Below are 12,286 nucleotides of genomic sequence, written 5' to 3'. Positions count from 1 at the left end.
GTACAGAGATTTTTACCTATGTAAGTAGGCAAGAATAAATCAAACCATGCTACGCAATTTAAGATTAATTAAATTGGTTTTTAGTAAGGGCGTCAGCCCTATTTTCAGGGCTGAAGCCCTTATTATAAACCTTTAATTATTCACGCCCACTTACTTAATGACTAATGACTATTTTGCTAATTCTTTCTCAATTATGGCAATTATTTCTGGTGAATTTGGCTGGACACTACTATTAAATCTAGCTATGACTTCACCTTGTTTATTAACTAAAAATTTTTCAAAGTTCCAAGCAACAGTTCCCGTTGGCTTAACGGCTTTGGTAAGTCGTTCATAAAGTGGATGCTGCTGCAAGCCTTTGGCATGAACTTTATCGAATAGTTCAAAGGTAACACCATATTTACTCGTGCAGAATTGCACAATCTCTTCATTGCTTCCTGGTTCCTGCGCTCCAAAATCATTACAGGGGAACCCCAAAATACGTAACCCTGCCTCCCCATACTTCTGGTTCAACTTTTCTAGCCCCTCGTATTGAGAAGTATAACCGCAGTAGGAAGCCACATTCACAATTAAGAGTACCTTCCCCGTGTAGTCGTTTAATTGCTTATCCTCACCGTTGATGGTCTTGACTGCAATATCCGTAATTGTGTTACTCATCTAGAATCTGATTTATAGGGAATATTGCCAAGTCTCCCATATTACAGGTACTCTAAACCCGGTTTATTTAAGGAAATTAGGTTTGTTAGTCTTGTTACCTCTACGATTCTGCCTATAGCGGTTCTCAATTACATGGAATACAGACCACACTCGTAGGGGCACAGCAATGCTCATGCGTGTCAACTTACAGCTATTTTCAGGTAAATAGACCACGCGGTAGGGGCACAGCAATGCTCATTGGTATCAACTTAAGCCTTGGCGAATAGAATTCGCGGCTACACAAACAAAGTCCACCTTCGTGGACTAATACAAAATCAAGGGTTCTTAACCCACGAAGGTGGGTTTTGCCTGTGTAGACGCGGTTTCTAACCGCCCTTTTAGCTTAAGTTGACACGTATGAGCAATGCTGTGCCCCTACGACAGATGTGGTTCAAATACATGATTTCTGCTGTAACGTGAAAGCCTTTTAAAACCTCGTTTCCAGCAAGAGGCTGGAAATGCACCTCATAGCGGCTCTGCCGCAAGTCTTGAGGCGGAGCCTCTATGAAGAGCATTCCCAGTCGGAGACTGGGAACGAGATAATCTCTAAATGCTGCTTCTAGACTAACTTTCACGTTAAGTTGACACTCATGAGCTTTTTCTGTGCCCTTACCATGTGTTGCATCCGAACGAGAACTGCTATATTTTGGGCTAAATATTCTGGGTATGGTTTTTAGCGATGTCTACGACGAACTCATCACCTATTATAGGACTTACGCCTTTGAAGTTCATCGCTGCGTAAGAAGGTTTCAACGCAGAGATTGTCTTGGCATTCAAGAGCGTACTCGATTTTGCGCCATTTGCACTGACTGGAGTAATCATTCTACCGCGTGGTTCATGGGTCATCGACTGGGACTGAGGGCAACGCCCGAATTGAGTTTGATAACCTCTCCCTGAACCGTTGAAGCAGAAGGAACGCCCAGTAAATTATTGATAGTTGGAGCCACATCAATATTGTGAATCGTGCCGATACTGCCACGACGACTGATATCGGGGCCAGCCGCGTAGAAAATGGCACTCAGTTTGGATATATTCGGGTCATAGCCATGCGCTCCGTAGAAATTAGGTACTGAAAACACTAAATTGTTGGCATCCCCCAAACGAGTCACTACAGGACTTTGAATTCCGTCAAAGTTATAACCATCGCTCATAATTGCGAAGATATCACCACTATCCTGACCAACAAATTCGCTAGTATCCAGTCCAAATTTCGGCTCGTTTAAATTCGCTGGCAACGGACGAGTATAAATCTTATCAAAAATGGCTTGTCGTTTTGACGACACATAGTTGTAATTCGTGTCTACCAATTCCTTGAGAGCGGCGACAATTTGTTTTTGGATAGTGACATATTCAGAGCGACTGACGATGCCGTTGGGTTCCCGTCCCTGAAGATTAATATAAATGTTAGCTGCTGGCCCCGATGTTACACTTCGGACTTTATTTGAGTCAAAACCTTTACTCTTGAGGAAGTTATTCAGGTTAACTGTGGTGTGAAAGGTAGAAAAACCATGATCTGATACGACAATAATGTTACTATTTGGTCTTCCCTGATTATCCGTACCTACTGCATTAATGATCCGTTGTACAGCATCATTAGCTGCCCGATAAGCAGTCTGTACATAAGACTTATATCGGGCGACTTTTGCTTTGTCTTGCGCTGTACCAATTGTATTCGGATTGGTCGGATTAGTTGCTTGACGTGAATCAGTTAACAGAAACTGGTGTTCAGAGCCGTCTGGCTGCTCAATATAAACCATCACCAGTGAAGCATTGGGATTTTGCTTGATTGCTCTCAAAGCAACCCGCGTCTGATAATCTACAAACCCTCGAACTTGGTCTTCATAGATAGCTTCTAGTTCTCTGTCGGGGAAAGTGTTAAATCCCGGACTCAATCGTTCTATAATCCGGTAATCAGACTGAGGCGACCAGAAACCAACGTTATTATTAATGTCATCAACTGTAGTTTGGACTGCGGGATTATTAGGAATAGCGTTAGCACCGTAACGCCCAATCCTCACACTACTCAAATCAGGAGCCAGATTAGTGACATAAAAAGCAGTTCCGGCTTTGTTAGAACTACCTTCTAAATAAAATAAGCTGGATTTTTTATCCCGCGCTCTGACGTATGCTGGCCCAGTTGAAGGTAAATTGAAAGGTTGATGTTGAATCCCAATATTAGAATCAAAAAATACTAGGGTGTCATAGTCCTTTTGATGATTATTGCTGGTGTCAAGTGCAGCAACTTGGATATTATAGTTGACACCACCAACAAGAAATTGATCGCCAAGAGGTGCTTGCACAATTGGGCTGTAAGAAACTTTTCCTGCTGTTTTGAGTTGACTGACAGTTTGACTGGATGCCAAGCTGAAGTTAGCTGCCGTCAAACTGAAACCTTTCGCACTTGCACCAGCAAAAGCTCCAAAAGGGACTGTATAAGATACGGTTCTCTTACTAGCGGGTTGAATAATTGGGCTATTAGTTAAACCTGGTACTGGAACATCAACTCCATCTGCTCCAGGAAAAGTTGCAGTCACAACTTTCTTCCCCTTTTGCTGGAGTCCAATCCACAGGGGTTCAGCAGTTGGGTGCAAACTTGCAGCAGGTTCAGTAGTCAAATATCCGCCAATTGGAGCCGCAAAACCACTTATGTTAGAAGTGAATGGGCTGGCTACTAGGTGAAATGTGTTGGCATTAATATCATTGCGTGCAGCCGTAGAACCTGTACTGATTGCAATATGGCAAGCAGCAGTCAGAGATGCGCTACAGGTTATGTTCCGTTCTGCATAAACTCCCTTGTTTTTAATCAGTCCTAATCCTTGCTTTGGACTCAGGACACCACTCTTGAGATACTGTTCAACAAAATCTGGAGTGGCTCCATCTAGAGAAATCAAAATCACTTTGGGTTGTGATTTGCTTACTCCTGGTTGAACTGCTAAAGAATGCACACTTATAGTTAATAAACAAGCCACAAGTAAAACAACAGTTAACCGCAGGAGCCATTTATGCCTTGACCATCGAAATATTTTATCTAACTCAAAACCTCTACTTTTTTTAAGTGAATAAAATTTTCTCATATTTCCTCCCTAAACATACTGTCATATTTTTAACATGATTACTGATCTTTAATTTACTAAAAGTATGTTAAGTAAAAACTATGAAAATCTTAAGTAGAGCGATTTTTACATCCAAGTATCAGATATATTAATCTTGACAAGCAATAACTCCTATGCGTCAAAAAAAAAGGATATAAATGACGACAACATTAGATGCCCTGATTAATTCTCTAAAAGGCATAGAAACCATCACCGACTCTGCCCAAGTCGCAAAATTATCCCAGGATTATCACACCTTTAGCCCCGTACTAGTACCCAAACTAGAAGGAAAAGTTGGGGATATAGTAGTGCGTCCCGCCAATGAAGCAGAGGTTATAAAAGTTGCAGCCGCCTGTGCAAAACACCGTGTACCCGTAACAGTGCGAGGTGCGGGAACTGGGAATTATGGGCAATGCGTACCGTTGCACGGTGGTGTAATTTTAGATATGACGCGGATGCAAGAGATTCCTTGGGTAAAACCGGGGGTAGCGCGGGTAGAAGCTGGGGTGAAGCTGGCGGCTTTGGATAAAAAAACCAGAGAAATCGGCTGGGAAATCCGTATGGCACCCTCGACTTACCGCACAGCTACAATTGGCGGATTTATTGCTGGGGGGAGTGGGGGCATTGGCTCGATACAATATGGGTTACTAAGCGATCGCGGTAATATCCTAGCATTGCGAGTGGTAACTGTAGAAGATCAACCCCGTGCGATCGAATTACGCGGCGACGATGTGCAAAAGGTGAATCATGCTTGGGGTATTAACGGCATTATCACTGAAGTAGAAATCCCTTTAGGACCAGCTTATCCTTGGGCAGAAGTCATTGTTACATTTGACGAGTTTATGACAGCAGCAAAGTTTGGTCAAGCTCTTGGCAATGCTGATGGGATGATTAAGAAGTTGATTTCTGTCTTTGCATCCCAAATTCCCCAATACTTTCACGCCCTACAACAGTACATTCCTGAAGGTACTCACCCAGTATTTTTGATAGTTGCTGAATCGAGTTTAGAATTCTTACCGAGTTTAGTGCAGCAATACGGCGGCCAGATTACATATAGAAAACCAGCCGAGGAAGCAGCCAAAGGTACACATTTAGCAGAATTTTGCTGGAACCACACTACTTTACACGCCCGGAGTGTAGATACTACAATTACCTACTTACAAAGTATGTTTCCTAGCGATGGCAGTTTGCAACTAGTAGAGCAGATGTATCATCACTTCGGCGATGAGGTAATGATGCATTTGGAATTTTTTCGGGTGAACGGTGCCGTAGTTCCTGGTGCTTTGCAACTTGTGCGCTACACCACAGAAGAACGCCTCAACGAGATTATCCGCTATCACGAAGAACAAGGTGTGAGTATTGCCAATCCTCACACGTATATTATTGAAGACGGGGGTAGAAAAGTTATTGATCCTGAACAGTTAAAATTTAAAGAAATAGTTGATCCCTATGGGTTGATGAATCCTGGTAAAAGCAAGGTTCTTCAATTCCAAATTCAAAATTAGCAAACTACAGAAACACTTATCAGAACTTTCTCTGTATATTTGTGTAACCTCCCTCCAAAAACCTAGCTGTTGGGCGTTTATAATTTATGGTTTGATTTTAACCGAGTACCGTGGGTTTAAATCCCCCGGTTCAAAATCGCGCAAGTTTTGGGTCGGGGTCTGTCTTGAGAAATCGCTCCTCTTGGGCTTTGCCCAAGACCGCGTTTCTCGCTAAATCCCCGTCACAAAAGTACAGACGCGATTAATCGCGTCTCTACGAATTACGAATTACGAATTACGAATTACGAATTACGAATTACGAATTATTTAAGAGCCGTGGGGATAAAGCAAAATCCAACATCTCAAAATCGCCCATGATTGAAATTGACGGTTCCTACGGAGAGGGAGGCGGACAAGTTCTTCGCACTTCCTTAAGTCTAGCCGCCATCACTGGCGAACCCATCCGAATTGCAGGCATTCGCGCTGGACGCAAAAAGCCAGGATTAGCAGCACAACACTTAACAGCAGTTCGGGCGGCGGCGAGAATTTGTAATGCCCAACTCCGGGGTGATGCTTTGGGTTCAATGCTATTAGAATTCATCCCAGGTAGTGCTGTGCAAGCTGGAATTTATACCTTTGATGTTAGTAAAGCACAACTTGGTGGTTCTGCGGGTGCGATCGCACTAGTTTTACAGACAATTCTCTTACCTCTGGCACTAGCATCGGGCAATTCCCAAGTAACACTAAAGGGTGGAACTCATGTAAACTTTAGCCCGACAGTGACGTACATTGAGCAAGTTTATCTGCCGATATTGCAACGCATGGGTGTAGAAGCCCAAGTCAAGTTAGGCGCTTGGGGCTGGTTTCCTCAAGGTGGTGGAGAGGTAGAGTTACAGGTGAGTGGCGGTAGTCAACTCGGCGGAATCAACTTGCTGGAACGGGGAGATTTACAACAGGTGCGAGGACTAGCAGTGGTGACGCAATTACCTTCGCATATTCCGCAACGGATGGCGAATCGTGCCGAAAATTTGTTACGGTCAGCCCATTTGAAAGTTGCTGTACACGCGTTGCGAGAAAGAGGCGTGGCACCGGGGGCGGGTATTTTCCTAACTGCTGAGTATCAAAATAGCTTGACTGGCTTTGGTGGATTCGGGCGTTTACGGTTGTCGGCGGAGACAGTTGCAGAGATTGCTTGTCAGCAACTACTTGAGTTTCACCAAACCGGTGCAGCAGTGGATGAACATTTAGCAGACCAGTTATTATTGCCAGCTGCTTTAGCTTTACAGGAAAGTCAGTATCGGGTGGCTGAGGTGAGTAGACATTTGACGACAAATGCAGCAGTAATTGAACAGTTTGGGCTGGCGCAGATAACAGTAGATGAAGCTGAGAAAATAGTGTCAGTGATTCCTGTAATTGGTGGATGAGATTAAAGACTAAACACTTTCTTAAGAGCCTTGATTTTTGCACGTTGACGAGCATTGAACTGTTGAGTCTCGAAGTACATGGTGGAATAGCCAGAGTTCAGAAAGCGATCGCACTGGAAAAGGCTGTCCGAGATAATTAACTGATTGACAAAATACGCTCTATTCTCTATTTTAGCCTCTCACGAATCATATTTAAGAGTCTATTTAATAACTTGATAACTGCTTGTAATGGTGTAATTTTTTTTCAATCGTGGAATATTTTAAAGTTTTTACATTAAAAAATAATCATTAGATGTAATCTAAGTAATAGCTAAATTGATGTTTTTATTTATATCCCATTGAAAACTTTATCACAGCAGTAATATATGCAGGGTAAAGCTTTCAGACGATTGAATTGAAAATTTTATTTTTTCCATTTTGTCAATGTTTTTTTATATTGTCACCTTTCACCTATATTTAGTGGGGGTTATGTTTAAAAAACGCAAAAATGATATAACATGAATCTTGGCACTATTTTGATGTCAACATCATCAATATATCCAGTGCTTCTCAAATCTTCTGAGTTAATAGCAAAGACCTGTTCAAATCAGGCGTGGTTCTGTTATCTCTTCCCACTAATTATTTCTCCAGTTTATTTTCTCGGCGTTGGTGAATAAAAGTGTGAAATTCAAAAATTCCATGTTTGAAACTATTTCCTTTGTGCCTTTGGGGGAAACCAAATTCATGCTTTTAATCAGCAAAGCCGTTTTCTGATGGGGAAGTGACGAGATAATTTTTTTTACACTCTAAGTTAAGGAGAAACTCATTAATGGCAATTTTAACTTTTAACGGTACTAATGGCCCTGACCGTCCTCTAACTGACTATAATGGACGTGATTACTTAGATACTCTATTTGATCAAGTTTTTATCAACGGATTTGACGGTGACGACGTTATCGGCGGTGTTTATGCGAGCAACTATATCATCTTTGGCGGTGCTGGCAACGATACCCTCCTTGGCTATACTAACGACGATGTCCTCATAGGGGATGATTTCAATGGCAGCACTGGCAATGACTCGCTATTTGGCGACTCTGGCAATGATCTTCTCAATGGCGGTGCTGGCAATGATACACTCAATGGCGGCACTGGCAATGACACGCTATTTGCCGGTACTGGGAATGATATCCTGGTTGGCGGTACTGGCAATGACACGCTATATGGCCGTGCTGGTAATGATACACTCAATGGTGGCGCTGGGAATGATATCCTGGTTGGCGGTACTGGTAATGATATACTTACAGGTGGTGCCGGAGGCGATCGCTTTACTTTCGACTCTCGCAGCGAAGGAATTGACCGGATTACTGATTTTAGCGTAGTAGATGATACGATTATTGTGTCTGCGGCTGGTTTTGGTGGAGGGCTAGTTGCTGGTGCGGCGATCGCTGCTAATAAATTTGTGATTGGCACAGCAGCCACTACAAGTAGTCAAAGATTTATTTACAACAAAGGTAATGGTTTTCTCTTCTTTGATCAAGATGGCACAGGAGCGATCGCCAAAATCCAAATTGCTACACTCAATACCGGATTGTCCCTCAGTAATGCAGATATTTACGTTACTGCTTAGTTATTCCGGCGGTCTAGGATTTATATAGCAGGCAAGGAAGTTTTTATAAGCGCAGACAGAAAACTTTTGATAGTTTATTTACAGCAGAAATCATGTATTTGAACCACATCTGTCGTAGGGGCACAGCAATGCTGTGCCCCTACCGCGTGGTCTATTTACCTGAAAATAGCTGTAAGAGGATTTGCAATCCAACTTGTAAGCTGCATGTGTTGCAACAATAAGCGACTAACCAATTTACAAGGCGACTGCAAATGTAGTTGAGACTGAGTTGAGTTGTCTCTGATACTTGCTTTTTACTTAAATATGGAACAGAGCATTTGAATTTACCTCTGTCAAAGGCATATATTTAGGTTAAGTCAGCTTGCGATCGCAAGCTACCACAACTTATCAAGAGTTAAACTAAAAAAGACATTATTGGTTGGTTTACCGACTGTTATTACTATATTTCAGCCAACTTAGAACCGCTATAATCGGTGATGACGGAGTAAAGAGCAATCTCTAGTTGCTTCCTCATAAACTGAAGTGCTTTCCTAGCAAGGCTTTGAAGAGTGTGTGCTACAATTGGAGAATTATGCAGCAAAGCTGTTACTCTTTAACTTGGCACACCATCACCAGCCAGAATGCTTACTATAATTTGATTTCTTAATTTTGAATTTTAAATTGCTTATATATCGTACTTTGTATGAAAAAAGTCGTCGTTGGTCTTTCTGGTGGCGTTGACAGTTCCACCGCCGCCGCTATCCTGCACCATCAGGGCTATGAAGTGATTGGTTTGACTCTTTGGCTAATGAAAGGCAAAGGTCAATGTTGCTCTGAAGGTATGATTGACGCAGCTGATCTCTGTGAACAATTGGGCGTTCCCCATCAGATTGTAGATATTCGGGATCTCTTTCAGACGCATATTGTCGATTATCTGGTGACTGGTTACAGTGCTGGGATCACGCCTTTGCCTTGTTCCCAGTGCAATAAAACGGTAAAGTTTGGGCCAATGGTGCAATATGCCCATGAAGAATTGGGATGCGATCGCATTGCCACTGGTCATTATGCCCGAATTAGCTATGACGAAGCAACTGGACGTTACCAATTATTAAGGGCTGTTGACCGCAACAAAGACCAGTCATACTTTCTCTATGATTTGTCTCAAGATTTACTTGCAGCAACTATATTTCCTCTAGGCGAACTAGAAAAAACTGACACGCGCCGCATCGCTACTGAATACGGGCTGAAAACTGCTGATAAGCCAGAAAGTCAAGACTTATGCTTAGTGGAAAGTAACGGTTCCATGCGGGCATTTTTAGATAAATATTTAGCTCCCAAAATAGGCGATATTGTCGATGTCACAGGCAAAATTTTGGGACAGCATGATGGTGTGCATCACTACACCATTGGACAGCGCAAAGGTTTGGGGATTGCTGCGGCCGAACCGTTGTATGTGATTGAATTAGATGCGGAAAATAATAAGGTAGTAGTAGGCGATCGCACTAAGGTAACTCAGCCAGAATGCACTATAAATCGGGTAAATTGGGTTTCCATTGCTGAACCATCGTCCCCAATTCATGCCGAAGTGCAAATTCGCTATCGTTCAACGGCTACACCAGTGACGGTGATTCCGTTGGAAAACTCCCGTGTGCGTTTGGTGTTTGATGAACCCCAAATCAGCATCACTCCCGGACAAGCGGCGGTTTGGTACGACGGGGAAAAAGTGTTAGGTGGCGGAATTATTGAACAGTTTAATCATTGAAGAATAATTCAGAATTCAGGAGCGGAGCCGGAGACGCTCCGCCGAGGCGTCAGAATCAATACTTCGGTAAGCTCAGAGGCTATTTCGTTCTACACAGAAACCGCCTAGAACTGAAGTTCGGGGCTAATAGCTAAAGTCCGTTAAAACGGACTCTAACCTTTTATTAGTCGTCTAAAGACGACTTTCGCTATTAGACTCAGAATTGATTCTGAGGCGGACTAGATGAGAATGAAATAGCCCTGCGATCGCATATCCTAAAAGTGATGCGTAAAATACTCATAATTATTATTCCAAGTCATTCTCTTCTAAATCTTCATCCAAGATTCTTTCAACATCTTGTCCACCATAAATGACTCTAAGAATCTGTACACCCGAATCCGAAGGAAGATAAAAAACAAGATATTTTTTAAATCCTTTTATTGCTTGCTGTCGAACACCAGCTAAATTTGGATGAGAGAATTGACAAGGTTTTCCCATTCCTGGCTTTTTATCCAGTTGTTTGAAAGTTGTTTCTGCTGCTGCAAGAAACCTACAGCAGATTTCAAGTTGATGAAGTACACAAGCTAAGTCTCAAACCCAGGTATAAAGCCTGTTTTACTTCTGAATTCTGACTCCTGAATTCTGAATTCTGCTGTATCTGAAGCTTCCAAGTTATCTTGTGCAATATAAGTTGCTAATTCTATCAAATCGCGGATGACTTGCGGTCGTTTGCTTACGTCGCTCATTAACCTTGGTTTGACCCTTTATGCTTGGCGATTCTTTCGCGCACAGCTTGGCGGATGTCTTCCCAATCGTCAGGAGTCATCTCAGTTGCATTCCCAGAATTTAAACCTTCTAAAAGCATCGCTTCCAAACGTTCAGCCGCTTGACGCTTTTGGTCTTGGCGCACTAACTCACGGAAATATTCACTGACACTGCTATAACCACCAGTCGCCACTTTCTCTTCTACATAAGTCCGCATCGCATCAGGGAGAGATATATTTATACTTTTCACTCGCACTACTTCCCTAATTTTTCTTTCATAATATTATTTTATGGCAATTTATGCCATTTATTGCCATATTAGGCTCAATTAGCAAAAGCGATATGTGTGGCAGGCTACACCTATGTACTCTCTATTAAAAACTATTTCTATCTAATACCCCTTCAAATTCTTCTAAAGCTTGTACAGTTCCTACTTGCCAAGCCCGTTCTACTGTCGCGGGAATAATTTGAGTTAGAGGGATATTTGGAAAGTTAGGACTGTCATCTGATTCGATGTAATGTCCATTGCTGAGTAAATAAATCCTCAGCTTTTTACTATTGTAAATCCATAGTTCTGGAACAGCGATCGCTTCATAAGCATCAAGAGTTGTTTTTGATGTTACATCTGTTTCAATAGCCAAATCAGGAGGCGGATCATCTGGTTCAAGTCTGCGACGGCTAATCATTCTTTGGTAATTCTGGATGTAGAAGCAAGCATCCGGTTCTACCCCTGCTGTATTTTCACGCTTGAATGTAGTTGAACCAAAAGCTTCGTACCTTCTCCCTGTCTTCTTCAGCAAGATTTTTACAATATCTGAGATTAAGTCTTTTGACTTTTCGTGTTCGGGTAGAGGAACCATAATTTCTAACGTAGACTTGCTATAAGCAACTCGTAGCGATCGCTTTTCACCGAGTTCTTCCAAGATAGACTCAAATTCTTCCCAGCTGACATCTTGAATAGACACTGTACTACCGGGTGCTAGCCGCATCTGGCTAACAGGTTTAAAAACAGGTGATACAGCAGTCATAAGCAATTCAAAATAAGGGAACTCTTCAACTACCAAAGCGGAGATTAACTTTAGCCTAACTTAAAAAGTATAGTAAATTTTAAGTTGGGTTTTTGGCGCTAACTGAACTGTATTGATATATAGCAATCATATTTGATTTGCTCTCCACCGAGAGGCTCAGATCCCCGACTTCTTAAAGAAGTCGGGGATCTTTTTGTTCGTAACTCATTTAGGACTGCTATATAAGGTGCATTATGCTAAAGCCGATCACACCTTGAATTGTCGATGATACCCTTTTCATCACCAAAAAGATCCGTTTCGTTCACAAGAGGCTCCCTTTCGTTCACAAGAGGCTCCCTTTCGTTCACAAGAGCCTCCCTTTCGTTCACAAGAGCCTCCCTTTCGTTCACAAGAGGCTCCCTTTCGTTCACAAGAGGCTCCCTTTCGTTCACAAGAGCCTCCCTTTCGTTCACAAGAGCCTCCCTTTCGTTCACA

13 protein-coding genes and 1 pseudogene are annotated in these 12,286 nt (G+C 42.4%); 4 read left to right on the top strand and 10 right to left on the bottom strand.

Annotated features, from left to right (window positions below):
• Positions 1 to 168: 168 nt before the first annotated feature.
• The 4 genes from V7K27_RS14480 to V7K27_RS14465 all read right to left on the bottom strand — a co-directional run bounded on the left by V7K27_RS14480 (position 169) and on the right by V7K27_RS14465 (position 3,767).
• A complete protein-coding gene (locus V7K27_RS14480) occupies positions 169 to 654 on the bottom strand; it encodes a glutathione peroxidase (RefSeq protein ID WP_334948263.1) in 486 nt (161 codons plus the stop codon).
• Between the two features lie 377 nt (positions 655 to 1,031).
• Complete coding sequence (locus tag V7K27_RS14475) at positions 1,032 to 1,268, bottom strand: hypothetical protein (protein WP_334948261.1); 237 nt, start codon at positions 1,266 to 1,268, stop codon at positions 1,032 to 1,034.
• Between the two features lie 76 nt (positions 1,269 to 1,344).
• Complete coding sequence (locus V7K27_RS14470; RefSeq protein WP_334948259.1) at positions 1,345 to 1,539, bottom strand: hypothetical protein; 195 nt, start codon at positions 1,537 to 1,539, stop codon at positions 1,345 to 1,347.
• Positions 1,536 to 3,767 (bottom strand): alkaline phosphatase family protein, encoded by a 2,232-nt coding sequence (locus V7K27_RS14465; protein WP_334948257.1) that lies wholly within the window; start codon positions 3,765 to 3,767, stop codon positions 1,536 to 1,538. The genes V7K27_RS14470 and V7K27_RS14465 overlap by 4 nt, the downstream gene beginning before the upstream one ends.
• Before the next feature lie 176 nt (positions 3,768 to 3,943).
• Between V7K27_RS14465 and V7K27_RS14460 the strand changes: the two genes are divergently transcribed.
• The 3 genes from V7K27_RS14460 to V7K27_RS14450 all read left to right on the top strand — a co-directional run bounded on the left by V7K27_RS14460 (position 3,944) and on the right by V7K27_RS14450 (position 8,299).
• On the top strand, positions 3,944 to 5,290 hold the full coding sequence (locus V7K27_RS14460) for an FAD-binding oxidoreductase (protein WP_334948255.1): 1,347 nt from the start codon (positions 3,944 to 3,946) through the stop codon (positions 5,288 to 5,290).
• 353 nt (positions 5,291 to 5,643) lie between these two features.
• Positions 5,644 to 6,693 carry an RNA 3'-terminal phosphate cyclase gene (rtcA, locus tag V7K27_RS14455; protein ID WP_334948253.1) on the top strand — a complete coding sequence of 350 codons (1,050 nt, stop codon included), beginning with the start codon at positions 5,644 to 5,646 and terminating at the stop codon, positions 6,691 to 6,693.
• Between the two features lie 808 nt (positions 6,694 to 7,501).
• Positions 7,502 to 8,299: a calcium-binding protein gene (locus V7K27_RS14450; protein WP_334948251.1), complete on the top strand. Its 798-nt coding sequence runs from the start codon at positions 7,502 to 7,504 to the stop codon at positions 8,297 to 8,299.
• Positions 8,300 to 8,738: 439 nt separating this feature from the next.
• On the opposite strand, the gene V7K27_RS14445 is transcribed toward V7K27_RS14450, so the two are convergent.
• The gene (locus tag V7K27_RS14445; protein ID WP_334948249.1) at positions 8,739 to 8,879 is read right to left on the bottom strand and encodes a hypothetical protein; all 141 of its coding nucleotides are present in this window, start codon (positions 8,877 to 8,879) and stop codon (positions 8,739 to 8,741) included.
• A gap of 102 nt (positions 8,880 to 8,981) precedes the next feature.
• Here V7K27_RS14445 and mnmA point away from each other — a divergent pair, with 102 nt between their 5' ends.
• Positions 8,982 to 10,040, top strand: a complete 1,059-nt coding sequence (gene mnmA, locus V7K27_RS14440; RefSeq protein WP_334948247.1) for a tRNA 2-thiouridine(34) synthase MnmA — start codon at positions 8,982 to 8,984, stop codon at positions 10,038 to 10,040.
• A gap of 285 nt (positions 10,041 to 10,325) precedes the next feature.
• Here mnmA and V7K27_RS14435 read toward each other — a convergent pair whose 3' ends face one another.
• From V7K27_RS14435 to V7K27_RS14415, 5 genes and pseudogenes are all read right to left on the bottom strand, one after another.
• Positions 10,326 to 10,517 (bottom strand): type II toxin-antitoxin system RelE/ParE family toxin, encoded by a 192-nt coding sequence (locus V7K27_RS14435; RefSeq protein ID WP_442947620.1) that lies wholly within the window; start codon positions 10,515 to 10,517, stop codon positions 10,326 to 10,328.
• An 86-nt stretch (positions 10,518 to 10,603) separates the two neighbouring features.
• Positions 10,604 to 10,765, bottom strand: coding sequence for a hypothetical protein (locus tag V7K27_RS14430; RefSeq protein ID WP_334948245.1), 162 nt, complete (start codon positions 10,763 to 10,765; stop codon positions 10,604 to 10,606).
• Positions 10,765 to 11,034 (bottom strand): type II toxin-antitoxin system ParD family antitoxin, encoded by a 270-nt coding sequence (locus V7K27_RS14425; RefSeq protein ID WP_334948243.1) that lies wholly within the window; start codon positions 11,032 to 11,034, stop codon positions 10,765 to 10,767. The genes V7K27_RS14430 and V7K27_RS14425 overlap by 1 nt, the downstream gene beginning before the upstream one ends.
• A gap of 124 nt (positions 11,035 to 11,158) precedes the next feature.
• Positions 11,159 to 11,812 carry a Uma2 family endonuclease gene (locus V7K27_RS14420; RefSeq protein WP_334948241.1) on the bottom strand — a complete coding sequence of 218 codons (654 nt, stop codon included), beginning with the start codon at positions 11,810 to 11,812 and terminating at the stop codon, positions 11,159 to 11,161.
• Positions 11,813 to 12,048: 236 nt separating this feature from the next.
• A pseudogene (locus V7K27_RS14415) lies at positions 12,049 to 12,286 on the bottom strand (hypothetical protein); the annotation flags it as partial.

Origin of the sequence: Nostoc sp., assembly GCF_036919575.1 — a bacterium.
Classification (GTDB): domain Bacteria; phylum Cyanobacteriota; class Cyanobacteriia; order Cyanobacteriales; family Nostocaceae; genus Nostoc.
Note: the sequence above shows the minus strand (reverse complement) of the source record. Positions and strands in the feature narration are given on the sequence as shown.

Excerpts from the sequence above, each read along its gene's own strand:
- V7K27_RS14480 (WP_334948263.1), bottom strand. The coding sequence starts at position 654 with ATGAGTAACACAATTACGGATATTGCAGTCAAGACCATCAACGGTGAG.
- V7K27_RS14470 (WP_334948259.1), bottom strand. The coding sequence starts at position 1,539 with ATGACCCATGAACCACGCGGTAGAATGATTACTCCAGTCAGTGCAAAT.
- V7K27_RS14465 (WP_334948257.1), bottom strand. The coding sequence starts at position 3,767 with ATGAGAAAATTTTATTCACTTAAAAAAAGTAGAGGTTTTGAGTTAGAT.
- V7K27_RS14460 (WP_334948255.1), top strand. The coding sequence starts at position 3,944 with ATGACGACAACATTAGATGCCCTGATTAATTCTCTAAAAGGCATAGAA.
- rtcA (WP_334948253.1), top strand. The coding sequence starts at position 5,644 with ATGATTGAAATTGACGGTTCCTACGGAGAGGGAGGCGGACAAGTTCTT.
- V7K27_RS14450 (WP_334948251.1), top strand. The coding sequence starts at position 7,502 with ATGGCAATTTTAACTTTTAACGGTACTAATGGCCCTGACCGTCCTCTA.
- mnmA (WP_334948247.1), top strand. The coding sequence starts at position 8,982 with ATGAAAAAAGTCGTCGTTGGTCTTTCTGGTGGCGTTGACAGTTCCACC.
- V7K27_RS14435 (WP_442947620.1), bottom strand. The coding sequence starts at position 10,517 with ATGGGAAAACCTTGTCAATTCTCTCATCCAAATTTAGCTGGTGTTCGA.
- V7K27_RS14430 (WP_334948245.1), bottom strand. The coding sequence starts at position 10,765 with ATGAGCGACGTAAGCAAACGACCGCAAGTCATCCGCGATTTGATAGAA.
- V7K27_RS14420 (WP_334948241.1), bottom strand. The coding sequence starts at position 11,812 with ATGACTGCTGTATCACCTGTTTTTAAACCTGTTAGCCAGATGCGGCTA.